The organism is Cellulomonas sp. S1-8 (assembly GCF_026184235.1).
Classification (GTDB): Bacteria; Actinomycetota; Actinomycetes; order Actinomycetales; family Cellulomonadaceae; genus Cellulomonas.
Map to the genome: position 1 here is coordinate 1,889,817 of NZ_CP110806.1, position 24,348 is coordinate 1,914,164.

22 protein-coding genes are annotated in these 24,348 nt (G+C 74.7%); 13 read left to right on the forward strand and 9 right to left on the reverse strand.

Features of this window, described 5'->3' with window-relative positions; genetic code table 11:
* Positions 1-117: 117 nt before the first annotated feature.
* Both OKX07_RS08425 and OKX07_RS08430 read right to left on the reverse strand, forming a co-directional pair.
* The gene (locus OKX07_RS08425; RefSeq protein ID WP_265631377.1) at positions 118-1,659 is read right to left on the reverse strand and encodes an MFS transporter; all 1,542 of its coding nucleotides are present in this window, start codon (positions 1,657-1,659) and stop codon (positions 118-120) included.
* Positions 1,656-2,273, reverse strand: a complete 618-nt coding sequence (locus OKX07_RS08430; protein ID WP_265631378.1) for a class I SAM-dependent methyltransferase — start codon at positions 2,271-2,273, stop codon at positions 1,656-1,658. The genes OKX07_RS08425 and OKX07_RS08430 overlap by 4 nt, the downstream gene beginning before the upstream one ends.
* 109 nt (positions 2,274-2,382) lie before the next feature.
* On the opposite strand from OKX07_RS08430, the gene hflX reads away from it, so the two are divergent.
* The 3 genes from hflX to OKX07_RS08445 all read left to right on the forward strand — a co-directional run bounded on the left by hflX (position 2,383) and on the right by OKX07_RS08445 (position 7,211).
* On the forward strand, positions 2,383-3,900 hold the full coding sequence (gene hflX, locus OKX07_RS08435) for a GTPase HflX (protein WP_265631379.1): 1,518 nt from the start codon (positions 2,383-2,385) through the stop codon (positions 3,898-3,900).
* A 28-nt stretch (positions 3,901-3,928) separates the two neighbouring features.
* A complete protein-coding gene (locus tag OKX07_RS08440) occupies positions 3,929-6,130 on the forward strand; it encodes an ATP-dependent DNA helicase (protein ID WP_416220847.1) in 2,202 nt (733 codons plus the stop codon).
* 76 nt (positions 6,131-6,206) lie between these two features.
* On the forward strand, positions 6,207-7,211 hold the full coding sequence (locus tag OKX07_RS08445; RefSeq protein WP_265631380.1) for an L-lactate dehydrogenase: 1,005 nt from the start codon (positions 6,207-6,209) through the stop codon (positions 7,209-7,211).
* A 27-nt stretch (positions 7,212-7,238) separates the two neighbouring features.
* Here OKX07_RS08445 and lexA read toward each other — a convergent pair whose 3' ends face one another.
* The gene (gene lexA / locus OKX07_RS08450; RefSeq protein ID WP_265631858.1) at positions 7,239-7,904 is read right to left on the reverse strand and encodes a transcriptional repressor LexA; all 666 of its coding nucleotides are present in this window, start codon (positions 7,902-7,904) and stop codon (positions 7,239-7,241) included.
* Between the two features lie 471 nt (positions 7,905-8,375).
* On the opposite strand from lexA, the gene OKX07_RS08455 reads away from it, so the two are divergent.
* The 3 genes from OKX07_RS08455 (at position 8,376) to OKX07_RS08465 (ending at position 9,686) form a co-directional block, all read left to right on the forward strand.
* Positions 8,376-8,783 (forward strand): LysM peptidoglycan-binding domain-containing protein, encoded by a 408-nt coding sequence (locus OKX07_RS08455; RefSeq protein ID WP_265631381.1) that lies wholly within the window; start codon positions 8,376-8,378, stop codon positions 8,781-8,783.
* A gap of 109 nt (positions 8,784-8,892) precedes the next feature.
* Positions 8,893-9,393 (forward strand): transcriptional regulator NrdR, encoded by a 501-nt coding sequence (nrdR, locus tag OKX07_RS08460; RefSeq protein ID WP_265631382.1) that lies wholly within the window; start codon positions 8,893-8,895, stop codon positions 9,391-9,393.
* A 104-nt stretch (positions 9,394-9,497) separates the two neighbouring features.
* Complete coding sequence (locus OKX07_RS08465) at positions 9,498-9,686, forward strand: DUF5302 domain-containing protein (protein WP_265631383.1); 189 nt, start codon at positions 9,498-9,500, stop codon at positions 9,684-9,686.
* Between the two features lie 73 nt (positions 9,687-9,759).
* On the opposite strand, the gene serA is transcribed toward OKX07_RS08465, so the two are convergent.
* The 5 genes from serA to OKX07_RS08490 all read right to left on the reverse strand — a co-directional run bounded on the left by serA (position 9,760) and on the right by OKX07_RS08490 (position 17,068).
* Positions 9,760-10,959 (reverse strand): phosphoglycerate dehydrogenase, encoded by a 1,200-nt coding sequence (gene serA / locus OKX07_RS08470; RefSeq protein ID WP_265631384.1) that lies wholly within the window; start codon positions 10,957-10,959, stop codon positions 9,760-9,762.
* 109 nt (positions 10,960-11,068) lie between these two features.
* Positions 11,069-13,189 carry a CotH kinase family protein gene (locus tag OKX07_RS08475; RefSeq protein WP_265631385.1) on the reverse strand — a complete coding sequence of 707 codons (2,121 nt, stop codon included), beginning with the start codon at positions 13,187-13,189 and terminating at the stop codon, positions 11,069-11,071.
* A gap of 28 nt (positions 13,190-13,217) precedes the next feature.
* Positions 13,218-14,024, reverse strand: coding sequence for a polyphosphate polymerase domain-containing protein (locus OKX07_RS08480; RefSeq protein WP_322746836.1), 807 nt, complete (start codon positions 14,022-14,024; stop codon positions 13,218-13,220).
* Positions 14,021-14,635 carry a DUF4956 domain-containing protein gene (locus OKX07_RS08485; RefSeq protein WP_265631386.1) on the reverse strand — a complete coding sequence of 205 codons (615 nt, stop codon included), beginning with the start codon at positions 14,633-14,635 and terminating at the stop codon, positions 14,021-14,023. The genes OKX07_RS08480 and OKX07_RS08485 overlap by 4 nt, the downstream gene beginning before the upstream one ends.
* 183 nt (positions 14,636-14,818) lie before the next feature.
* Positions 14,819-17,068, reverse strand: a complete 2,250-nt coding sequence (locus tag OKX07_RS08490; protein ID WP_265631387.1) for a HelD family protein — start codon at positions 17,066-17,068, stop codon at positions 14,819-14,821.
* A gap of 210 nt (positions 17,069-17,278) precedes the next feature.
* Between OKX07_RS08490 and OKX07_RS08495 the strand changes: the two genes are divergently transcribed.
* From OKX07_RS08495 to OKX07_RS08515, 5 genes are all read left to right on the forward strand, one after another.
* The gene (locus OKX07_RS08495) at positions 17,279-18,496 is read left to right on the forward strand and encodes a PP2C family protein-serine/threonine phosphatase (protein ID WP_265631388.1); all 1,218 of its coding nucleotides are present in this window, start codon (positions 17,279-17,281) and stop codon (positions 18,494-18,496) included.
* On the forward strand, positions 18,493-20,178 hold the full coding sequence (locus OKX07_RS08500; RefSeq protein ID WP_265631389.1) for a sensor histidine kinase: 1,686 nt from the start codon (positions 18,493-18,495) through the stop codon (positions 20,176-20,178). The genes OKX07_RS08495 and OKX07_RS08500 overlap by 4 nt, the downstream gene beginning before the upstream one ends.
* A gap of 1 nt (position 20,179) precedes the next feature.
* Positions 20,180-20,617, forward strand: coding sequence for a response regulator (locus tag OKX07_RS08505; RefSeq protein ID WP_265631390.1), 438 nt, complete (start codon positions 20,180-20,182; stop codon positions 20,615-20,617).
* A gap of 81 nt (positions 20,618-20,698) precedes the next feature.
* On the forward strand, positions 20,699-21,634 hold the full coding sequence (locus OKX07_RS08510; protein ID WP_265631391.1) for a proteasome assembly chaperone family protein: 936 nt from the start codon (positions 20,699-20,701) through the stop codon (positions 21,632-21,634).
* Positions 21,635-21,920: 286 nt separating this feature from the next.
* Positions 21,921-22,124: a cold-shock protein gene (locus OKX07_RS08515; protein ID WP_265631392.1), complete on the forward strand. Its 204-nt coding sequence runs from the start codon at positions 21,921-21,923 to the stop codon at positions 22,122-22,124.
* An 86-nt stretch (positions 22,125-22,210) separates the two neighbouring features.
* On the opposite strand, the gene OKX07_RS08520 is transcribed toward OKX07_RS08515, so the two are convergent.
* A complete protein-coding gene (locus tag OKX07_RS08520; RefSeq protein WP_416220848.1) occupies positions 22,211-23,125 on the reverse strand; it encodes a spermidine synthase in 915 nt (304 codons plus the stop codon).
* Between the two features lie 148 nt (positions 23,126-23,273).
* Between OKX07_RS08520 and OKX07_RS08525 the strand changes: the two genes are divergently transcribed.
* Together OKX07_RS08525 and OKX07_RS08530 are read left to right on the forward strand one after the other, a co-directional pair.
* Complete coding sequence (locus tag OKX07_RS08525) at positions 23,274-23,714, forward strand: SAV_6107 family HEPN domain-containing protein (RefSeq protein WP_265631394.1); 441 nt, start codon at positions 23,274-23,276, stop codon at positions 23,712-23,714.
* 150 nt (positions 23,715-23,864) lie between these two features.
* A complete protein-coding gene (locus OKX07_RS08530; RefSeq protein ID WP_265631395.1) occupies positions 23,865-24,260 on the forward strand; it encodes a DUF3040 domain-containing protein in 396 nt (131 codons plus the stop codon).
* The last annotated feature ends 88 nt before the right edge of the window (positions 24,261-24,348 follow it).

A 24,348-nucleotide genomic window follows, 5' to 3' on the forward strand; every position in this document is an offset into this window, starting at 1 on the left:
CGTGGCCGACGCCCCGGAGCTGGCGGCGACGCTCGAGATCGTCGCGACGCCGACGGTCGTCGTGCTCGACGCGGCCGGCGTCGTCGTGGTGCGGGCGCAGGGCGTGCCGACGGCCCGTCAGGTGGTCGGCGCGCTCGCCGGCGTGGTGCCCGTGGACCCCGCGACGGGTGCGACCGCGGCGGGGGTCGCGGGTCGGTCCTCGTCCGCCGACGGCACGCGGGGACGCTCGGTCGGCGGGACACCGACGCGCGCTGCCACGAGCGCGGCGCCGAGCGCGAGGACGGCCGTGAGCGTGAACGCGGCGACGAACGGGCCCGCACCGCGGTAGCCCTCGGCGCCGCCCGCGGCGACGAACACGACGCCGGTCAGCGCGAGCGCGAGGGCTGCGCCCACCGAGTCGGCGATCGAGTTGGCGGCGCTGTTGCGGCCCTGGTCCTGCGGGGCCGACCAGCCCAGGAGCAGGACGTTGAGGCGCGACGAGCCCAGGCCCATGCCGGCGCCGCACGCGGTCCAGGCGGTCACGACGACCCACGCGGGCAGGCCGAGCGCGGTGGCGGCCGCGGACCCCGAGACGCCGAGCAGGACGAGCGCCGTGCCCGTGCGCACCGCCGTCCGGCTGCGCAGCCGCGGGCCGAGGCGCCCCTGGACGACGGAGGCGGCCGACCACGCGAGCGCGGCGGTCGACAGCCCGAGCCCGCTGGCGGTGGTGCCCCAGCCGTCGCGGTCGACGAGCAGGTACGGCACGTAGACCTGCGCCCCGAAGAAGGCACCGGAGAGCAGCGCACGGGTCGTGATGACGCTCGGCAGGCCCGGCCGGGCGCGCAGCGAGCCGCGCGGCAGCAGCGGGCGCGCGGCGGCCACGGCCCCGAGGGCGGCCGCGACGGCGAGCAGGTGCGACCAGGGCGCGGGCAGCGGGGCCGCGAGGTTGAGCGCGAGGACCGCTGCGGCGACGAGCACCGCCCACGCGACGCGTCGGCGGGCGTCGTCGGGACGCGGGTCGTCCGGGGCGGCGGGGGCCGGTGCCGCGTCGTCGGTGCGCTCGCCGGGGTCGCGGCGCGCCGCCGGGCCGAGCCCGCGGACCGCGCCCAGCAGCGGGACGGCCGCGGGCACCACGAGCACCGCGACCCCGAGGAACACCCACCGCCACCCGGCCAGGTCGGCGACGAGACCGGCGACGGCCGGGCCGACGATCGACGGCAGCACCCACGCCGTCGAGAACCAGGCGAAGACCCGCGGGTGGAGCACCGCGGGGTAGGTGCGCGCGACCGTGACGAGGAGCGTCACGTTGACGACCCCGCCGCCGAGCCCCTGCGCCAGCCGCCCGGCGACGAGCACGGGCATCGTCGTCGCGAGACCCGCGACGACGAGCCCCACGACGAACAGCACGGTCCCGGCGGCGAACGGTGCGCCCGGGCCCCGGCGGTCGGACCACGCGCCGGCCACCACCATGCCGACGACGCCCGTGGCGAGCGGGCCGGCGAACGCGAACGCGTACAGCGCGCGCCCGTCCAGCAGGTCGGCGACCCCGGGCATGACCGTCGTCACCGCGAACGACTCGAAGGCGACGAGCACGACGAGCGCGAACATCGCGAGCGCGATCGTGCGGCGCGCCCGCCACATGGCGTCCGGTGAGGCGTCCTGCGGCGTGGCGAGGGTCACGGCGCGACCCGCAGCACGCGGAACCCCTTGGCGCTCGCCTCGCGCACCGCGCGGTGCCCGGCCTGGTCGGTCAGCCAGCGCTGCAGCGGGTCGGCGCCGAGGTGCCGACCCACGACGAGCCACGCCTCGCCGTCAGGGGTCAGGCGCGGCAGCCAGTGCGTCAGGAGCGCCTGCAGGGCGGGCTTGCCGATCCGGACGGGCGGGTTCGACCACGCGGTGGCGAACCGCACGTCGTCGGGGACGTCGTCGGGGGTGGCCGCGACGACGTTGGTCAGGCCGAGGCGCGCGGCGTTGCGACGCACGAGGTCCAGCGCACGCTCGTTGACGTCGACGGCCCAGACCCGCGCGTCGGGCGAGAGCAGGGCGAGCGTCAGCGCGACCGGCCCCCAGCCGCAGCCCAGGTCCAGCAGGTCGCCCGCGGCGGGCGGCGCGGGGACGGTGCGGAGCAGCACCTGCGTGCCGAGGTCGACGTGGTCGGGGGAGAACACCCCGCCGGCCGTCTCGACCTGCACGTCGCGGCCCGCGAGGTGCACGCGCAGCGTCCGCCGCTGCTCCGCGGAGGCCGGACGGGCCGTGAAGTAGTGCTCGCCGTGCTGCTCGTCGGTGCCGCTCACCCGCCGAGGTTAACGGTGCGCGCGCCGTGAGCCCGCAGCGAAATCCTTCGCGGGTGTCGTACGTGCGTGCGATCCTGGGCGGAGCAGACCGGCCGACGAGAGGACCCGCGTGGACGACCGACAGCACACCACCGACGAGGCGCCCGCGGCGCCGGTGCGCAGCGCGCAGGAGGTGGCCGACGACGTCGTCGCGCGCGTGCTCGCCCGGGCGGGGACCGCGGTGCAGGCCGGGGGGACGTCCCACACGGCGTTCGACGGCGACCAGCTCGACCTGGAGGAGCGCACGTCGCTGCGCCGGATCAGCGGTCTGTCGACCGAGCTCCAGGACGTCACCGAGGTCGAGTACCGCCAGCTGCGCCTGGAGCGGGTCGTGCTCGTCGGCCTGTGGGGCTCGGGCACGGCCGACGACGCGGAGAACTCCCTGCGTGAGCTGGCCGCGCTCGCCGAGACGGCGGGCTCCGAGGTGCTCGACGGGCTCCTGCAGCGTCGCCGCACACCGGACCCGGGCACATTCCTCGGCTCGGGCAAGGCCGCCGAGCTCGCGACGGTCGTGGCGGCCGTCGGGGCGGACACCGTCGTGGTCGACGGGGAGCTCGCGCCGTCCCAGCGCCGCTCGCTGGAGGACATCGTCAAGGTCAAGGTCGTCGACCGGACCGCACTGATCCTCGACATCTTCGCTCAGCACGCCAAGTCCCGTGAGGGCAAGGCCCAGGTCGAGCTCGCCCAGCTCGAGTACCTGCTGCCGCGCCTGCGCGGGTGGGGCGAGTCGATGAGCCGCCAGGCCGGTGGCCAGGTCGGCGGCGCGGGTGCGGGCATGGGCTCGCGCGGACCCGGTGAGACGAAGATCGAGCTCGACCGGCGCCGCATCCGCAACCGGATGGCCAAGCTGCGCCGCGAGATCGCGGCGATGGCGCCCGCCCGGGCGACCAAGCGCGCGTCACGGGAGCGCCACGCGATCCCGTCGGTCGCGATCGCCGGGTACACCAACGCGGGCAAGTCCTCGCTGCTCAACCGGCTCACGCACGCGGGGGTGCTGGTCGAGAACGCGCTGTTCGCGACCCTCGACCCCACCGTGCGTCGCGCCGAGGCGGCCGACGGTCGCGTCTACACGCTCGCCGACACGGTCGGGTTCGTGCGCCACCTGCCGCACCAGCTGGTCGAGGCCTTCCGCTCCACCCTCGAGGAGGTGGCCGCCGCCGACCTCATCCTGCACGTGGTCGACGCCGCGCACCCCGACCCCGAGGGTCAGATCGCGGCCGTGCGCCACGTCTTCGCCGACATCCCGGGGGCGATGGACGTCCCCGAGATCATCGTGCTGAACAAGGCCGACCTGGCCTCCCCGGAGGCGGTGGCACGCCTGCGCTCGCGCGAGGTGCACTCGATCGTCGTGTCCGCCCGCACCGGCGAGGGCATCGCGGAGCTGAGCGCGCTCATCGCGGACCAGCTGCCGCGGCCCGGGGTCGAGGTCGACGTCCTGGTGCCCTACGACCGCGGCGACCTCGTCAGCCGGGTGCACGAGCACGGCGACATCGACCACGAGGAGCACACGGCCACGGGCACGCTGCTGCGCGCACGCGTCGACGCGGGTCTCGCAGCCGAGCTCGAGGCGGCCGCCGACGCGTCCTGACGCCCGGGGGCCCGACTACGCTGTCGCGGTGCCTGAGCCCGATGCCCCGACGTCCCAGGACGTCGACGCCGGCGCCCGCGGGGCCCACGCAGCGGCCGAGGTCGACGAGCTGCTCGACCTCGCGGTCGGGGCGCTCGGCGGGGGGCGGCGCGACGGGCAGCACACGATGGCCCAGGCGGTCGCCGACGCGTTGCGCACCGGTGAGCACCTGCTGGTCCAGGCGGGCACCGGCACCGGCAAGTCGCTCGGTTACCTCGTGCCGGCCGTCCGGCACGCCGTGCAGACGGACGAGCGCGTGGTCGTCTCGACGGCGACGCTGGCCCTGCAGCGCCAGGTCCTGACGCGCGACCTGCCGCTGGTGACGACCGCGCTCGCCTCGCGCCTGCCGCGGCAGGCGAAGATCGCGCTGCTCAAGGGCTGGCACAACTACCTGTGCGTGCACAAGGTCGCCGGCGGCTACCCGTCCGACGACCAGGGCACGCTGTTCGACGTGCCGGAGCGGCCTGGTGCGGCCGAGCACCCGCCCGTCGCCGAGGACGGCGACTCCGTCCGCGAGTCGCTCGGCGAGCAGGTCGTGCGGGCACGGGAGTGGGCCGCGGAGACGTCGTCGGGCGACCGCGACGACCTCGTCCCCGGAGTCACCGACCGCGCGTGGCGGCAGGTGTCCGTGACGGCCATGGAGTGCCTGGGCGGGGTGTGCCCCATGCTCGCCGAGTGCTTCCCCGAGGCGGCCCGGGCGCGCTCGCGCGAGGCGGACGTCGTCGTCACCAACCACGCGATGCTCGGCATCGCCGCGGCCGGCTCGCCGGGGGTGCTGCCCGAGCACCAGGTGCTCGTGGTGGACGAGGCGCACGAGCTGGCCGACCGCGTCACCGCCCAGGCGACCGCCGAGCTGTCCCTCCCGACGGTCGAGCAGGCCGCCCGGCTCGCCCGGCGCCACGGCGGCGTGCCGACCACCGACCTCGACACGGCGGGCCAGCACCTCGTGAGCGTCATCGTGCCGTTGCCCGAGGGCCGGTTCCCGCGCGGCCTGCCGCAGGACGTGCGCCTGGCCGTCGCGGCCGTCCGGGACGCGGCCAGGACCCTGCTGACGGCCCTGAAGCCCGAGTCCGGGTCCCGCGACGGCGGGGACGGCGGCCGCAAGATGGCCATGTCGGCGATGCTCGCGCTGTTCGAGGTCGCGGAGCGGATGGCCGCCGACCCCGAGCAGAACGCCTCGACGGTCCTGTGGTGCGCGCGTGGGGAGGACCGGCGCGGCATGACCACGACGCGGCTGCACGCGGCGCCCCTCGCCGTCGCCGGCCTGGTGCGCACCCACCTGCTCACCGGGCGCACCGCGGTGCTGACGTCGGCCACGTTGGCGCTGGGCGGGTCGTTCGACCCCGCGGCGCGCTCGGTCGGGCTCGCGGTGCGGCCGGACGCGGCACCCGTCGGACCGACGGCGCTCGCCGCCACGAGCTTCCCCGACGCCGACGCCGCCGGACCAGGTGCGGGTGGCACGGTGAGCCCGGCCGCCACGACGACGCCCGCCGGTCGGGCGGTCTCCCGCGACGAGCCCCCGCGCTGGCGCGGGCTCGACGTCGGGAGCCCGTTCGACTACCCGCGGCAGGGGATCTGCTACGTCGCCCGTCGCCTGCCACCCCCGGGCCGCGAGCCAGCGACCGAGGCCCAGCTGGACGAGATCGCGACCCTCGTCGAGGCCGCCGGCGGACGCACCCTCGGGCTGTTCACGTCCCGCCGCGCGGCGACCGTCGCTGCGGAGGCGATGCGTGAGCGGCTCGACGTGCCGGTGCTCCTGCAGGGCGACGACCAGCTGCCGACGCTCGTCGCGCAGTTCGCCGCCGACGAGCCGACCTGCCTGTTCGGGACCCTCTCCCTGTGGCAGGGCGTCGACGTCCCGGGTGCGGCGTGCCGGCTGGTCGTCATCGACCGGATCCCGTTCCCGCGCCCGGACGACCCGGTGCGCTCGGCGCGGTCGGACGCCGTGGCGGCCGCCGGGGGCAACGGGTTCATGTCGGTGTCGGCGACGCACGCGGCGCTCCTCCTGGCCCAGGGCGCAGGACGCCTCGTGCGCTCGGGCGAGGACCGCGGCGTCGTCGCCGTGCTGGACCCGCGCCTGGCCACTGCGCGCTACGGCGAGTACCTGCAGCGCTCGATGCCGCCGCTGTGGCGCACCACGGACCGCGACGTCGTGGTGGCCGCGCTGCGCCGCCTCGCCGGTTCGGACTAGCCTCAGGGCGGGCGCGCCGGACCGGGCAGGCGCTCCCGCGCCTGCACGTCCATGCCCGTGACGAGGGGAAACGACCATGGTCGATGCCACCGGGGGGGACGGCCTGCCTGCCGTCCCGACGCCTTCCGTACCGCGCCGCACGTCGAAGCTGGGGATCGTCGGGGCGGGCGCCGTGGGGTCGACGATGGCCTACGCCGCGCTGATGCGCGGTGCCGCGCGCACGGTCGCGCTCCTCGACGTCAACCGCGCCAAGGTCGACGCCGAGGTGCTCGACCTGTCGCACGGCATCCAGTTCATGTCGATGGCGGAGGTGGTCGGCTCCGACGACGTGTCGGTCATGGCCGACTGCGACGTCGTGATGTTCACCGCGGGTGCCAAGCAGAAGCCGGGTCAGTCGCGCGTGGACCTCGCCGAGGCGACGATCTCGCTCGTGCGCAAGGTCCTGCCCGGCATCGTCGAGGTCGCGCCGAACGCCGTGTACGTCATGGTGACGAATCCCGTCGACGTCGTCACGTACGCCGCCCTGAAGATCTCCGGGCTCGCGCCGTCCCAGCTGTTCGGGTCCGGCACGGTGCTGGACTCCTCGCGCCTGCGGTACCTCATCGCGCGGCACACCGGCGTCGCGGTGCAGAACGTCCACGCGTACATCGCGGGCGAGCACGGGGACACCGAGCTGCCGCTGTGGAGCTCGGCGACGATCGGTGCGGTCCCGGTGCTCGAGTGGGAGGGGACCGGGGGCAGCGGCGCGCTGACGCGCGAGGTGCGCGACTCGATCGCCCGGGAGGTCGTCGAGTCGGCGTACCGCATCATCGAGGGCAAGGGCGCGACCAACTACGCGATCGCGCTGGCGGGGTCGCGCATCATCGAGGCCGTGCTCAAGGACGAGCGGCGCATCCTGCCGGTGTCCTCGCTCCTCGACGGCTACCTCGGGATGTCCGACGTGTGCCTGAGCGTGCCCTCGATCGTCGGGTCGTCGGGCGTGCTGGAGCGGCTGGAGGTGCCGATGTCGTCCGACGAGATCGCCGGCATGCGGCGCTCGGCGGACGCGGTGCGCTCGGTCGCCCGCCGCTTCGGCTTCTGACGGGCGACGTCGTCGGCGTCCTGCGGCCTACAGGCTGCGCAGGACGCTGACGACCCGACCCAGCACGGTCGCCTCGTCGCCGTCGATGGGCGCGTACGCCGCGTTGTGGGGCAGGAGCCACACGTGCCCGTCGGTGCGCTTGAGCGTCTTGACCGTGGCCTCGCCGTCGATCATCGCCGCGACGATCTGACCGTTCTCCGCCACCGGCTGGCGACGCACGACCACCCAGTCGCCGTCGCAGATGGCGGCGTCGATCATCGAGTCGCCGACGACCTTGAGCAGGAAGAGCTCGCCCTCGCCGACGAGCTGCCGGGGGAGCGGGAAGACGTCCTCGACGACCTGGTCGGCGAGGATGGGCCCACCGGCGGCGATGCGGCCGACGACGGGCACGTAGGACGGCGTCGGGGCGCTGTCGCGCTCGGGCGCGTCCGGGTCGAACGACGACGCGGCGGGCCCGCCGGCCCAGGGTGAGACGGTGCGGGCGTCGTCGGGCTGCACGACCTCGATCGCCCGGGGGCGGTGGGGGTCGCGGCGCAGGTAGCCCTTGCGCTCGAGCGCGGTGAGCTGGTGCTTGACGCTGGACGGGCTCGTGAGCCCGACCGCGTCGCCGATCTCCCGCATGCTCGGCGGGTAGCCACGCTGCTCGACCGACGCGCGGACCGTCTCCAGGATGAGCCGCTGGCGGGTCGTCAGCCCGTCGCCCGGGACCTCGTCGACCGCGACGGGCGCGGTCGGCGCGGGCGCGGGCCGTCGGGGGGCCTGCGTCGTCGAGCCGTCGTGCACGTCCACTGCGCCTCCTGCTGTCGGTCCGGCACCGGCCCCGCTGCGGGGCCCGCGCACGACGGTCCCCCTGCCGCCCACACCCCCGGGAGGGCTCCGACGCGGACGTCCGGCCTGGTCAGGCCGATGTCACGCGTCGAGCACCGGTGCGCCGCGGACGGCGTGGCCGGTGCGATGTCAGTGGTCGGTGGTGCACTCGTCGCAGGGCTCACCCTAGGGGCGCAGGGTGGTCGGATCAAACATCTGTTCGAGCGTGTCTCGACGGATGTCGGTGGCGTCTGATAGAAATCGTACAGACGTTCGACGAACACACGTTCGACTGACGCGGTCCCGACGAGCACCAGGTCGGGCAGGGTCGGGCGACGACGAGGAGAGGGACGCGACATGAGCGCGATGGCGATCGCACCGGCGATGCCCGGTGCCGCACGAGCCGGTTCGGCACGCACCGTGGCGCCGCGGCCCCGGTCGGGGCGCTCCGGCGAGGCATCGCCGCAGCCCGCTCGATCGGAGGCGCCCTTGCGGCTGACGGCCCGTGGCCGGGTGGTCGTCTGGGCCCTCGGGCTCGTGCTCGCCGGTGGCGCGGCCGCGGCTGCGCAGGCGGACGGTCCGGCAGCGGGGACGCAGGTGCAGCGGGTGGTCGTGGCGCCCGGCGACACCCTGTGGGGCATCGCGGCGGACGTCGCATCGCCGCACGAGGACGTGCGTGACGTCGTGCTGCAGCTCATCGCGCTCAACGAGCTGCCGTCGGGCGGGTTGCAGGCGGGTCAGACGATCGTCGTGCCCGCGGCGTGAGCGAGCGGCGACGCGTTGTTGCGGCGACGCGCGTGGAGGCCTAGCGTCACGTGCGTCCGGGCGGCGCCGCTGCCGAGGGCGCCATCCCAGGCATGCCGAGAGGTCCGCTGTGCACTGTCCCTTCTGCCGGCATCCCGACTCCCGCGTCGTCGACTCGCGCACCTCCGACGACGGCTCCTCGATCCGGCGCCGGCGCCAGTGCCCGAGCTGCCAGCGGAGGTTCACCACCGTCGAGACCGCGAGCCTGTCGGTCGTCAAGCGGTCCGGGGCCACCGAGCCGTTCAGCCGCGAGAAGATCGCCAACGGCGTCCGCAAGGCCTGCCAGGGGCGTCCGGTGAGCGAGGACGACCTGGCGCTCCTGGCGCAGAAGGTCGAGGAGAGCCTGCGCACCGCCGGCTCGGCCGAGATCGACGCCTACGAGATCGGCCTGGCGATCCTGGGTCCGCTGCGCGAGCTCGACGAGGTGGCCTACCTCCGCTTCGCGAGCGTCTACCAGGCGTTCGACTCGCTCGAGGACTTCGAGAGCGCGATCTCCGGGCTGCGCGCCGGACACGCCGACGGCGAGGGCGCCGCGGGCGGTCCCGACGCGGCACCCGCCCCGGCGCCCTGACGCCTGCCCGACGCGCCCGGGAGGCTATGGGCTGGCTTTCGCGGCCCGCGTCGACCACGCTGGTGGGGCTCGGCGACCACGTCGGGCGAGCGGAGGACGATCACATGACGCAGGACGACCAGCCGTCGGCGGTGAGCGACGAGGCCAAGGAGAAGTTCCGGGCCGCGCTCGAGCGCAAGAAGGCACAGGCGCACCCCACGGCAGACGGCAGCCGCAACACCGGTGCGGTCCACGGTGCGGAGACGGCGGGGCCGACCCAGCGCCGGTTCCAGCGCAAGTCGGGCTCGGCCTGACAGGCACGAGCAGGGAGCACGCACGCGGGGCCGGGCAGCAGCGCTGCCCGGCCCCGCGCGTGCGTCCGGCGTCCTAGTCGAGCAGGCGCAGGCGCAGCGACTCGGGACGCCCGGCGAGGACGTCGACGACCGCCGCGTCGACCTGGGCCGAGACGTCGGTGACGACGTAGCCCAGCTCGCCGCGCGTCGCGAGGAGCTGGCCCTCGATGTTGACGCCGTGCTCCGCGAGGGTGGCGTTGATCGTCGCCAGCACGCCGGGCACGTTGCGGTGCAGGTAGGCGATGCGGTGGGCGTCGGGACGCTGGGCCAGGGCCAGGTTCGGCAGGTTGACCGACAGGTTGGTCGACCCGGTCGCCAGGTAGTCGCGCACCTTGTTCGCGACGAACTGGCCGATCGCCTCCTGCGCCTCCTCGGTCGAGCCGCCGGTGTGGGGCGTGAGGATGACGTTCGGCAGCCCGCGCAGCTCGGACTCGAACGGGTCGCCCTTGCGCTTGGGCTCCACGGGGAAGACGTCGACGGCGGCGCCCGCGACCTGGCCGGACAGCACCGCGTCCCGCAGCGCGGCGTAGTCGACGACGAACCCGCGCGACAGGTTGAGGAAGATCGAGCCGGGCCGCATCCGGGCGATCTGCTTCGCACCGAACATGCCGGCGTTCCCGGCGCGGCCGTCCACGTGCAGGGTGACGATGTCCGCGGTCTCCAGCAGCTCGTCCAGCGTGCTCATGCGGCGCGCGTTGCCCAGCGCCAGCTTCTCGGAGGAGTCGTAGAACACGACCGACATGCCCAGGTTCTCGGCCAGGACCGACAGCTGCGTCCCGATGTTGCCGTAGCCGATGATGCCGAGCGTGCGGCCGCGCACCTCGTGGGCGCCCGTGGCCGACTTGTTCCACACGCCCGCGTGCATCTCCTGGTCGAACACCGTCAGCCGGCGCGTCAGGGAGATGATCTCGGCGATGGCGATCTCGACGACCGAGCGGGTGTTGGAGAACGGCGCGTTGAACACGGCGATGCCACGGCTGGCGGCGGCGTGCAGGTCGACCTGGTTGGTCCCGATGCAGAACGCGCCGATGACCTCCAGGTCGCCGGCGGCGTCGAGCACGTCAGCGGGCACGGTCGTCTTGGAGCGGATCCCCAGCACCTGGACCCCGGCGAGCGCCTCGACCAGCTCGGACTCGTCGAGCGCGCCGGTGCGCGTCACGACGTCGTAGCCGGCGGTCTCGAGGATCGTCCGGGCGTGGGGGTGCAGGTTCTCGAGGAGCAGGGCGGTGGGCACGCCCCATGGTGCTCCCGTCCCGCCCGGTGGACCAAAGCCGTCCCGAGGGACGGGACGGGGCCGTCCGAGCCGCGCGTCGCGGTCCGGACGGCCCCGTGGACCGGCGGGATCAGCCGGCAGCGCAGCCGAGCGTCGGGGTCCCCGGCGTCCCGGCCGACGACCCGATGAACCCGAAGGTCGTGCTGGCGCCGGCGCCGAGGGATCCGTTCCAGGCGGCGTTGCGCGCGGTCACCGCCGAGCCGCTCCCGCTGACCGTGGCGCTCCACGCCTGGTTGATGCTCACGCCCGTCGGCAGGCCCAGGGACACGACCCACCCGGAGAGGGCGGACGCCCCCGCCGTCACGGTGACCTCGCCCTGGAACCCGCCGGGCCAGGTCGACACGGCCCGGAAGGCCGCGGTGCACGCCTGTCCCGGGTTGCCCGTGGGAGTCGGCGTCGGCGTGGCGCTGGGCGTCGGCGTGACGCTGGGCGTGGCGGTCGGCGTGGGCGTGACGCTCGGCGTCGGGGTGGGCGTGGGGGACGCCGTGGGCGTGGGGGACGCGGTGGGCGTGGGCGTGGCGCTGGGCGTCGGCACGGGGGTCGTCGGCCCGCCCCACGCCGCCGTCGTGTCGAGCCACGCGGCGCGGCGCAGCATCCAGTCCTGCAGGTGGCCGACCTGACCGCTCCACGTCGCGTTCGTCGGGGTGATGAACGGTCCGATGGTGCGCGTCGTCAGGTTGGGCCAGCGCTGGAAGTTGCGTGCGGCCGCACCGGAGAGCGGGGTCGTCAGGGTCGTGACCGTGGTGCGCAGCGATGCGTCGGCGAGCGGGCCGCGGCGCAGGTCCTGCCACCGCACCTTGACGCGGTTGACGAACGCCGGGTCGTTCATGAGCACGGTGAACCAGTCGGTCGGAGCCGGCGACTGCCGGGACTGCTGGTACTGCCAGCCCGAGACCTGGTCGTTCTGGAAGTACCCGCCGACGCCGAACGTGAGGTCGAAGTCCCACAGCGGCCCCGCGGTCAGCAGCCCGCCGCGGTCCTTGTAGAAGTACTGGCTGCGGTAGTAGGCGTCCATGTCGCGGCTGAGCTCGTTGACGATCACGAGGTCGACGAACGAGTCGACGTCGATGAGCGACGGGTAGCCGGTCGTCGGGTTCGCGCGGTCCGGCGAGTGGAGGGCGTCGTTGACACGTCCGACGTAGCTCGCGATGTAGTCGAGCTGTGCGGGTGCCAGGTCGTCCGGGTCGTGGACCTCGAGGTCGGACCAGCACGTGGACGAGCCCCGGCAGGGGATCAGCGGCTGCTCGGCCGCCAGCCACTCGAACTTGATGATGTACCCGCCCTCGACCCGGGGAGACGTGACGTCCTCGGGGTTGAGCTTCTTGAGGTCGAGGCGGTCCTTCTGGTTCTTGATGGTCTCCTCGAGCATGTAGACGCCGCGGTAGTCGTTCGCCGCCACCGGCTGCGCGTCGTCGTTGACGTACACCTCGACGAGTCGGTACCGCGGCGTGTGCAGGCCCATCGCGCGCCCCAGGTCGTAGACCAGGGCCTCGCGGACGAGCGACTTGTCGGCGAAGGGCCCCCGCAGGACCCAGTCGGACTCCGCCGGCATGCCGAAGAACGGCAGGTCGTTGTCCCCGCCCTCGTTGTCCCAGAGCTCGAGCCGGTAGGGCTTCTTGTCGAACATGCGGCTCGACTGGCCGCGCAGCCGGTACCCCGCGCGGGTGACGAGCGCCGGCTCGGCCGTCAGGGTCGTCGCGCCGCCCTGCGGCTGCAGCTCGACGATGGCCGCCGCGTGGTAGTCGTCGCCGACGGCGCCCTTGCCGAACGAGTCGAGCAGCAGCACGGGGAGGTCGTGGCTCGTCGTCACGGACGTCGCGACGTACTGCGCGGACCCGGGCTCCCCGCTGGCGGCGCCGCCGACGTAGGCCTGCGCGCGCACCTCGGTGCTGCGGGTCAGGCTCAGCGGGCCGGACGCCACGGGGGAGGACGCCGTCGGTGCCGAGCCGTCCGTGGTGTACCTGACCTGGGCGCCGGCCACGGACGTGCCGAGGGTGACCTGCAGGGTCCCGCGGAACGCCTGCCCGGGGGCGGAGAAGGTCACGTCGCCGGTGAGCCCGGAGTCCGTGGCGGCCGCGACCGCGGCGCTGGGTGCCGGTGCGGCCGTCGCGGCGGTCGGCGCGAGCAGGGGCACCGCGAGCGCGCAGGCCAGCGCCCCCGCCGCGAGCGTGCGGGTCGTCCGTCGTGACATCGTCGTCTCCTTCGGTGGCGGTGCTCGGTCAGCCGTGCGCGTACGCCTCGACGGCGGCCACGCTGTGCGGCAGGAGGTGGCGGCGCAGCGTGCGCTGCCACCGGGTGGCGGGCAGCGTCGGTTGCAGCGCCGCCAGGCCCGTCGCGTACTTCGAGATGCGCAGGGGTCGGTGGCCGTGCGCCCACAGGAGCCGGTCGGCGGCCGACGCGGTCGACCCGGTCTTCGTCTCGACGACCGCCAGGCGGTCCAGCGCGAGCGCTTCGTGACCGTCGCGCCAGGTCAGGTCGACGTCGACGGTGAGCCGGCTGTCCGTGTCCGGCAGCAGGACGGTGGCGCGGCGGTACCGGGTCACCAGCGTCGGGACCCAGCGCATCTCGGCGGCGCCGGGGATGCCGTGCGCCGCGAGCGTCGCGGTGACGAACGGCAGCGCGCCTCCCACGGTGCCGCGGTCGTCGAGCAGGTGGGGGACGCGGTCCTTCACCGTCGTGCCGCGTGCACCGCGCGTCTTGACCTCGATCCAGCACTGCGCGGAGTCGACGTACGTGCGCGTGCGCACCTTGAAGCGCCGCCGCCGCCGCCGTGCCGCGAGGTGGTACGCGAGCAGGTCCGGGGTGTCGAAGTACACGGACTCGTAGTCGAACAGCCGTCGTGACCCGATCTCGAGCACCTGCGAGTCCGGGGGGAGGCGCCGGAGCAGGGCGTGCACGTCCGCGACCGGCACCAGGTACTTGCGGTCGACGCGGGTGAGCAGGCCGGCGCGTTCCACGAGCTCGTCGAGCCCGACGGGCACGAGACCCGCGACCGGGGACTCCAGCAGGTCCACGTCGGTCGTCACGAGCCCACACCCGTCGCCGTCGCGCGTTCTCCCGTGCGCCCGGTCTGCGCGTGGCCGCGGCGGCGCGTCGGGGGCACGGTCTCGTAGCGCACGTCGACCCAGGTCGTGTCGTTGACGAGGTCGACGCGCTGGACGGCGACCTGGTGCACCCGGGCGCCCAGCAGGCCCTCGAGCCGGGCGACGAGCGCCACCTGGTCGAGCACCGCGCCGTCGAGGACGAGCTCCTGCCGCTGGTGGCGGCGCATGACGCGCGGGTGGTCACCGAGGAGCACCGCCACCAGCAGGAGCGCCATGAACGCGCCCGAGTGCCACAGCGTCGGCCCCGGAAGCGCTCCCAGGATGCCCAGGGCGAGCGCCGCGAAGTAGTACGCGACCTCGCGCTGGTCGATCTCCGTGGACCGCAGGCGGATGATCGACAGGACCCCGAACAGGCCGAGCCCGAGGCCCGCACCGATCGAGGCGGACCCGAGGGTCGAGGCGACGGCGAGGACGCCGACGTTGACGCCCAGGAAGGCGACGACGAGGTCGCGTCGACGGTGGCGGCGGAAGTACGTCCACGTCAGCAGGCCGATGGCCGCGAGGTCGGCGCCGATGAGCACGAGCTGGTCCATACGGTGTGTCCCCCTGGTGGTCCCCCTGTGCTGCGGTGACGCCCCGGTGAACAGGCGGTGAACACTCGGGGCAGGGCAGGACCATGCGGGCGTCGGCGACGCGCCGTCAATCGTGCTAAACGTTTGCCATGACGTTGTGACGTGAATGCATGACAGTGCGTCGAAGCGCCTGCGCGGCCGGGCTCATGCAGGGTCGGAGAAGCCTTCGGGCAGGTCAGCGGCGTGCAGCACGTGCAGGCGGTGCGTCGGTCGTGTCATCGCGACGTACAGGTCGCCGGCCGAGGCCGCGAGGACCTGCGCCGGCTCCACGAGGACCACGACGTCGAACTCCAGGCCCTTGGCCTGCCCCGGGGTGAGCACGACGAGCGGGGCGTGCAGGTCCACCGCGTCGCCCGTCGGCACGGTGCGGCCCGTCGCCTCCAGCGCCGCCCGCACCTGCGCGGCGCGGTCGCGCGTCGCGACCACCGCGACCCGACCGCCCCCCGCGGCGTCCTGGACGTCGCCGACCAGCTTCTCGGCGGCGTCCGCCGCCGCGACGGCGAGCAGCGCGTCGTCGACCACGTGCTCGTGGGTGAGCGCGTCGGGGACGTCCCGGGCCGACGTCTGCGGGCTGACGGGCAGCCGGGCGGCGAGGGCGACGCGCCGCGCCGCCTGCGCGACGACCGCGGGCGTGCGGTAGTTCACCGTGAGCTCGGCGAGCCGCCACGAGCCGCGCAGCAGCGGGTCGAGCATGGCCGCCCAGTCGTGCGCCCCGCCGGCGGCGGAGGTCTGGGCGACGTCGCCCACGATCGTCAGCGAGCGTGTCGGCACCCGGCGCAGCAGCGTCCGCCACGCCATCGGCGTCAGCTCCTGCGCCTCGTCGACGACGACGTGCCCGTACGTCCACGACCGGTCGGCCGCGGCGCGCTCCGCGGTGGTCAACGACGGCCCGCTGCTCGCGAACCGCTCGGCCAGCGCCTCCGCCGACACGAGGTCGCCCGCACCGGTGCTGCTCAGCACCTGGCGTGCGTACTCGACCTCGGAGGCGTGCCGCTCGGCGTCCGCGCGTGCCTGCGCCTGCGCGGCCTGGTCGTCCTCGCCGAGCAGCTCCGCCGCCTCGTCGAGCAGCGGGACGTCGGCCGGCGTCCAGGGGGCGTCGGCGGGCCGCGCGAGCAGCGCGCGCTCCTGCGCCGTCAGCTCCGGCGCCGCCGCCTCCAGCCGGTGCGGCCGTGTCCACAGGTCGGTGAGCAGCCCCTGCGGCGTCAGCGGCATCCAGGCCAGGTTCAGCGCGATCCGGATCTCGCGGGTCGTGCGCAGGTCCTCGACGATCTCGGCGCGGTCCTCCGGCGGCACGTCCCAGCCCAGCTGCTGGACGTACTGCTCCGCGAGGCGCCCGAGCATGTCGCGGACGAACGTCACGCGCGCCTGGTTGTGCGGGCGGTGCAGACGCCGGGCGCGCCCGATGGCCGCGGCGACGTCCTGCGGGCGGACCACGACCGTGCGCCCGTCGACCCGCACCCGGGTGGCCTGCGCGGGCACCCGCTGGCGCTGCCGCACGGCGCGCGCGACGACGCGGGCCATCACGGCCCGGCCCTTGATCCGGGCGACCTCGTCGGTCTCGATCCCGCGGGCCTCGACCCCGGGGTACAGGTCGGCGACCGTCGCGGTCACGACACCCGTCTCGCCCAGGGACGGCAGCACCTGGTCGATGTAGCGCAGGAACGTGCGCGACGGGCCCACGAGCAGCACGCCCGAGCGCTCCAGCAGGCGCCGGTGCGCGTACAGCAGGTAGGCGGCACGGTGCAGCGCGACCGCGGTCTTGCCCGTGCCCGGCCCGCCCTGCACGACCAGCGCGCCGATGAGCGGGGACCGGATGACGGCGTCCTGCTCCGACTGGATGGTCGCGACGATGTCGCCCATCCGGCCCGTGCGGGCGGCCCCGAGCGCGGCCAGCAGCGCCCCCTCGCCGGAGACGCCGGCGAGGGAGGCCGGGTCCACCCCGGCCGCCTCGAGCGCGCCGAGGTCCAGGACGTCGTCCTCCAGGCCCGTCACGCGTCGTCCGGCGGTCACCAGGTGGCGGCGGCGCACGACGCCGTCGGGGTGCGCGGCGGTGGCCCGGTAGAACGCCTGGGCGGCAGGCGCGCGCCAGTCCGTCAGCAGGGGGGTCTGCTCCTCGTCCGTCAGGCCGATGCGGCCGATGTAGCGCCGCTCACCGTCGCGCAGGTCGAGGCGACCGAACGCCAGGCGGTCCTCGACGGCCTCCAGCTGGGCGACCCGGTCCTCGTACAGCGTGGCGAACGCGTCGCGCTCGGACCGGTTCTGCGGTGAGCCGGACGGCCCGGCGCGCCGCACCGCCGTGAGACGCCGGCGGGACTGCGCGCGCAGCTCGTCGAGGCGCGCGTAGAGCCCGTCGACGACCTGCTGCTCGCCGGTCAGCTCGCTGTCCGCTGCCACCCGCACACCCCCGTCACGCCGGGCCCGGCGCCCGGTCGGCGCGCACCCGTCCGACCTCGGGGCGCCGCCGCCCTCGCGGGCGGCCGTCCATTATCCGCTGACGACCCGGGTGCGGCGCACCGTCGCGGCGCACTCACCCGTCCGGGCGTCGGGGCGCAGCGCGCGACCGACCTGGCCTACAGTGCCTCCCACACCGACGGAAGGACGCCAGTGCACGGATCGACGGCCCGCGAGACGGTCGTGCACTCCGGCGCACCCGGCGACGAGGACGCGCCCCTGCGGATCCTCGTGGTGGAGGACGACGAGGGTGACGCGCTGCTCGTCCGCGAGCACCTGGCGGACGGCGGGCTCGCGCACGAGACCGTCTGGGTGCGCACGGTGGACGACGCGCTGCTGCACCTCGACGCCGACTGCGTCCTGCTCGACCTCGGCCTGCCCGACGCGATGGGCCTGGGGGCGCTGCAGCGCGTGCTCGCCGCCGGTGCGCCGCCGGTCGTCGTGCTCACCGGCCTGACTGACACCGACGCGGGCGTCGAGGCGGTCGCGGCAGGTGCCCAGGACTTCCTCGTCAAGGGCGACGTCGACGCCGACCTGCTGGCCCGGGCCGTGCGGTACGCCGTGCAGCGCCGCCGGCTGGAGGACACGGGCAAGGCCCTGTACCGCAGCCTCGTGCGCGCGGCGGAGACCACCCGGCTCGAGCGGGCGCTGCTGCCCACGCCGGTCGTCGCCGACGAGCGCATCGAGGTGCGCGTCGGGTACCGCGCGGGTCGCGACGGGCTGCTGGGCGGTGACTTCTACGACGTCGTCGAGCGGCCGGACGGGACGCTGCTCGCGATGGTCGGCGACGTGTGCGGTCACGGGCCCGACGAGGCCGCCCTGGGCGCCACGCTGCGCACGGCCTGGCGCACGCTCGTCCTCGCGGACATCCCCGCCGACGACGTCCTGGGGCTGCTCGAGCGCGTGCTCGTCGCGGAGCGTGCCCGCCCGGAGGTCTTCACGACCGCGTCGATGCTCGCCGTGCACCCGGACCGTCGCACCGCCGACCTCTACCTCGCCGGGCACCCGGTGCCGGTGCGCGTCGGGCCCCCGTCCGCGCTGCTGCCGTCCGACTGCCGGGGCCGCGCCCTGGGCATCCCCGTCGGGGGCGGCTGGCCGGCGCAGCGCCTCGACCTCGGGGCGTCCTGGCGCATCCTGCTCTACACGGACGGCCTGCTGGAGGCGACCGTGGGCGACGGCGCGCAGCGCCTCGGCAAGGCCGGCCTGCTCGACGTGGCCGACAGCACGATGCTGGGCACCGCGCAGACCGACGGGTCGATCACCCCGGAGGAGGACCCGCTGCTGGGGCGGATGCTGTCCGCCGTGCGCGTGCGTCACGGCGGGGACCTCGTCGACGACGCGGCCGTGGTGCTCATCGGGTGGGGGGCGTGAGCCTCCTGGCGCCGACCGCGCGACGGTCGGGCGCCATGACGCTGCGCCGGCGCCTCACGGTGCTCCTGACGACCGCCGGCGCGCTCGTGGGCGTCGTGCTGGTCGTCGCCGGCTTCGTGCTGTCGCGGGCGCTGACGGCGCAGTACGAGGTCACCGAGGTCTACTTCGACGCGGTCACCCGTGCCGACGCCGCCTACGTGCACCTCGTCGACGCCGAGACCGCCGTCCGCGGCTTCGCGTTGACGGGGGACGAGGTCACGCTCGAGCCGTACGACCGGTCACGGTCGGCCGACTCCACGTTCTCCGTCCTCGCCGACGAGCTCGAGGAGACCGCACCCGACGCGGTCCTGGTGGCGAAGGCGCGAGCGGCGGCCGCGGCGGCCGAGCGGTGGCACGCCGGGTTCGCGGAGCCGACGATCGCGCTGGTGCGGGCCGAGGGCGGCCAGGCGGTGACCGCCGAGGACGTCGAGTCCGGTCGCGTGCTGTTCGACGAGGCGCGGACCGCCGTCGAGGCCTACGTCAGCCAGCTGCGGGCCGAACGCGCCGTGGCGGTCGACGAGCTCGCCGGGTGGACGTCGGCGACCGGGGGCCTCGTCCTCGTCCTCGTCCTCGCCGCCGTCGCGACCGGGGTCGCGCTGTGGTTCGCGCTGCGCCGCTGGGTGCTGGTGCCGGTGACGGCGCTCGGGCAGGCCAGCCGGGCCGTCAGCCAGGGAGACCTGAGCCACGTCGTGCGGGTCGACGGCCCGGGGGAGCTCGAGGAGCTCGCGGCCGACGTCGAGCGCATGCGGCTCGGCCTGGTGACGCAGCTGGCCGAGCTGCGGACGTCGCGCGAGGAGATCAGCGAGGCGCACCAGCGGCTGACCGAGCAGGCGGAGGAGCTGCGCCGCTCGAACCGCGACCTCGAGCAGTTTGCGTACGTCGCGTCGCACGACCTGCAGGAGCCGCTGCGCAAGGTCGCGAGCTTCACGCAGCTGCTGCAGAAGCGGTACGGGGGCCAGCTCGACGAGCGGGCCGACCAGTACATCGAGTTCGCGGTCGACGGCGCGAAGCGCATGCAGCGCCTCATCCAGGACCTGTTGGGCTTCTCGCGCGTCGGCCGGGTGGCCGGTGACGTCGTCGACGTGGACCTGGCTGCCGCGCTCGCGGTCGCGCAGGATCAGCTCTCGGAGCGCATCGAGGACGCGGGCGCGGTCGTCACGCACGACGACCTGCCGGTGGTGCAGGGCGAGGAGCCGCTGCTCGTGCAGCTGTTCCAGAACCTCATCGGCAACGCCGTGAAGTTCCGGGACCCCGACCGTCCCCCGCGGGTGCACGTGAGCGCGCGCCGGGTGGCAGACTCCTGGGAGCTCGAGTGCCGGGACAACGGGATCGGCATCGACCCGCAGTACGTGGAGCGCGTGTTCGTGATCTTCCAGCGTCTGCATGCCAAGGACGCGTACGAGGGCACGGGGATCGGGCTCTCGCTGTGCAAGAAGATCGTCGAGTACCACGGCGGTCGCATCTGGATCCCGGAGACCGACGGGGACGGCACCAGCATCCGCTGGACGCTCCCCGCCCCCCCCGAGCAGGCGCCCGACGACGGGCACGAGACGAGCGCCGACGGGGTCCCGACCCCCGACGCGGACGACATCCCCGGTGACGGGGACGAGACCCCCGGTGACGGGGACGACGGACGGAGCTGACGTGCCGGAGCAGAAGGTGATCGACGTGCTGCTGGTCGAGGACGACCCGGGCGACGTCCTGATGACGCGCGAGGCGTTCGAGCACAACAAGGTGCGCAACCGGCTGTCGGTCGTCGCCGACGGCGTCAGCGCCCTGCAGTTCCTGCGCAAGGAGGGCGAGCACGCCGACGCCCCGACGCCGGACCTCGTGCTCCTGGACCTCAACCTGCCGCGCATGGACGGGCGCGAGGTGCTCGAGGCCATGAAGTCGGACGAGCGGATGCGCGCCATCCCGGTCGTGGTCCTCACGACGTCCGAGGCCGAGGAGGACGTCGTGCGCAGCTACTCCCTGCACGCCAACGCGTACGTCACCAAGCCCGTCGACTTCGACCGGTTCATCGACGTCGTCCGCCAGATCGACGAGTTCTTCGTCGAGGTCGTGCGGCTGCCCGGCCGCTGAGGGGGCGTCCCGCCGGGAAGAGACGGCACCGGCGCCGCGTTGTACCGCTCGACGGCACGACGAGAGGCGAGTGGAGCGCGCATGTTGGACCCCCGGGACATCTACGACGTCGACGCCGACGTGGCCGAGCGCGTCGACGCGGCAGCGGTGCGCGGCGCCGGACCTGTGCTGGTGCACGCGGTCCGGGGGTTCGTCGACGCCGGGCACGCCGGGCAGGTCGCGGTGGACCACCTCGTCGGCGCCGGTCCGAGCGAGCGTCTGGTGACGTTCGACGTCGACCAGCTCGTCGACTACCGGTCGCGCCGGCCGGCCATGACGTTCGACTCGGGCTGGACGCACTACGACGCCCCCGAGCTCGTCGTCGACCTGCTCGCCGACGCCCACGGCGTGCCCTACCTGCTGCTGCACGGCGTGGAGCCGGACACGCAGTGGGAGCGGTGGGTCGCGGCGGTGCAGCAGGTCGTCGAGCGCTTCGAGGTCCCGCTCGTCGTCGGCATGCACGGCATCCCCATGGGGGTCCCGCACACGCGCCCGGTCTCCGTGACGGCCCACGCGACGCGCGACGACCTGGTGATCGACCACACGTCCTTCTTCGGCACCGTCCAGGTGCCGGGCAGCGCGTCGGCGCTGCTGGAGCTGCGGCTGGGGGAGTCCGGCCACGACGCGATGGGCTTCGCCGTGCACGTGCCGCACTACCTCGCGCAGGCGCCCTTCCCGGCGGCGGGTCTGGCGGGCCTGCGGCACGTCGAGCGCGCGACGGGGCTGGACCTGGGTCTGGCGGCGCTGGAGCCGGCCGCCGCCGACGTCCTGCACGAGGTCGACCGGCAGGTCGAGGGCTCGTCGGACGTCGCCGCCGTGGTGCAGGCCCTCGAGGAGCAGTACGACGCCTTCACGCGCAGCGTCGGTCGGACGAGCCTGCTGGCCCAGGCGAGCGACCTGCCGACGGCCGACGAGATCGGCGCCGAGCTCGAGCAGTTCCTCGCCGAGCAGAGCGAGGGCGGCGACGCGACCGGCTGACGTGCCGCGCGTGGCAGTGCCGTGACCTGATCGTTGTCGAGGCGAGCGGGACGAACGTCCGGGTTTCGTGGCGCATGCCACATCGCCGTGCAAGGATGCAGCCGTTGCAGTGGCATACGGACGATCGACCGGTCCGCGGCAGGCAGCCCCACGGGGCTGCCGGCGTGAAGGACGTCAGGTCCCGGAGCATCGGGACCGGACCACCCGGTGCAGGACGTGAGGCACTGCGGCGCATCGCGGGCAGCGTGCCCGCGGTGGTCACCGGTGGGACAGAAGGATGCGGGACATGGCACAGGGCGCGGTCAAGTGGTTCAACGCCGAGAAGGGCTTCGGGTTCATCGCCCAGGACGACGGCGGCGCCGACGTCTTCGTCCACTACTCGGCCATCGCGACGCAGGGCTACCGCTCGCTCGACGAGGGTCAGCGCGTGGAGTTCGACATCACGCAGGGGCAGAAGGGTCCGCAGGCGGAGAACGTCCGCCCGCTGTGATCCGGAGCCCGGCCACGGCCGGGCGCCTGCGCACGCACGGGGCCGCACCCGCCGAGGGTGCGGCCCCGTGCTGCGTCCGGGAGGTCTCAGGCGCCGGCGGGCTCGCGCAGCGGCGCAGCGGGCGGTAGGTCGGGCGGCGGGTCGTGCCGTGGGCTCGTGGCGCCGGCCAGGGTGCGCGACTCGGGACCGGTCAGGAGGCGCGCGGGTACCGGGAGCGTGCGCAGCGTCCGTGCCAGCCGCGGGTCGTCGAGCAGGTCCGGGTCGTCGGTCCCGATGAGCAGCAGGTTGCCGTACCGGCGGCCACGGAGCTGTGCGGGCTCGGCGACGACCCCGACGTGGGCGAACGCCGCGCCGAGGGTGGCCACCTCGGTGCGGGCGAGCGCGAGCGGGGGACGGTCGGCGCAGTTCGCGACGTAGACGCCGCCGGCCCGCAGGACGCGCCGCACCTCGCGCGTGAACTCGAGCGTCGTCAGGTGGTCCGGTGTGCGGTCGCCCGCGAACACGTCCCGCACGACGACGTCGTACGTCGCGTCGGCCAGGCGCGTCAGCTCGGCGCGCGCCTCTCCCGTCCGCAGCCGCAGCTGCGGTGCGCGCGGCAGGTCGAACCAGTCGCGCGCGAGGCGTGCGAGGTCGCCGTCGAGCTCGACCGCGAGCTGACGGGCACCGGGGTGGCGGTGCGCCAGCGCACGCGCGAGCGCGCACCCGCCGGCCCCGAGGTGCAGCACCGTGAGGTCCGGCCGACGCGCCGCGACGACCTCGACCACGGCCCCCGCCTGCTGCATGTACTCGAAGTCGAGGAGCCCGGGGTCGTCGAGGTCGACGAACGAGCTGGGCACGCCGTTGACGAGCAGCGTCGCCGCGCGCGGCCGGCCGGGCTCCGGGAGCACCTCGACCGTCCCGGTCGCGACCGGGACAGGGCCGGTCGGCCACGTGGGTGCGACCGGTGCCGACCGCGATGTCGGTGGTCGGCGGGAGGATGTGTCACGACGGCGGGCGGCCACCGGACCACGCTACGTGGTGGCGGTGGCGGGTCCTCGCGTCGACCGGTGCCCTTCGGGTCGCCGGCCCGGCAGGTTCGGGGTTGACGTGTTCGAACATGTGTTCGAAGATGAGTGCGGCGGACGGGCCGCGCGGACGGAGGTGGGACCGATGATCGGACGCGCAGACGTGCTGGAGTCGACCGTGATCCCGCCCCAGTCCGCCCAGCTGCTGGGCCGCGCCGACGCCGAGCTGCTCGCGGCCCAGTTCTCGGGGGAGCCGTGGGAGATGTTCTCGCACGCGCACCTCGCGGCCCTGCGTGCCGGTGCGGCGCTCGTCGCGGCGCGGGGACGTCCCTCGGGGCGCGGTGCACCCCGCACGGTCTGGGGCATGCTCGACGCCGTCGCACCCGAGCTGCACACGCTGTCGGCGCTGTTCGCGCAGTCGGCGACGCTGCGTGCGGCCGTCGACGCGGGGCGCTTCGAGCTCGTCACGACGGCGCGTGCGGAGCGTGCGCTGTGCGCCGCGGAGGACCTCGTGGACGCCGTGCGTGACCTGCTCGCGGGGGTCGCGACGGGGCTCACCGACCTCCGCGCCGTCGCGAGCAGGTGAATACTCGGGCGAACACCCGCGCGGCGGTGGCGGTCGGGGGGCTGCGTGCCGCATGATGATCGCCCTGCCGACGGTTACTCGACTACCACCTTGGTGCCAGCCGATCTATCCTGAGGTCACATTGTCCACCGGAGTGCGACGGGGGTCGGGATGCCACTCTCCGAGTACGAGCAGCGCGTGCTCGAGCAGATGGAGCGCCAGCTGACGTCTGACGACCCTCGGCTCGCCAACACGCTCACCCGGCGCGGCGGCCGACGGCCCGTCACGCGGTACGTCATCGCCGGCGTCGGAGCCGTCGTCGGCCTCCTGCTGCTCGTGATCGGCGCTGCGACCTCACGTCCGTGGGTCGGAGCGATCGGGTTCGTCGTCATGTTCGCCGCGGTCGCCTACGCGTTCGCCGTGCCCCGCACGGAGCACACGGGCCCGCAGGGCACGGTCGCCCCTGACGGCACCGTCCGCCCGGGTCCGGCACCCGCGAAGAAGCAGGGCTTCATGGCCCGCTTCGAGGAGCGCTGGGACCGCCGCCGCGAGGGTGACGGCCGCTGAGCCCGATGGCTGAGCCGTTCTGACCGGCTGAGCCGTCTCGGCCGTCCGCCGCGGGCTCGCGCTTCACCGGCGAGCGCTCGCGCCTCAC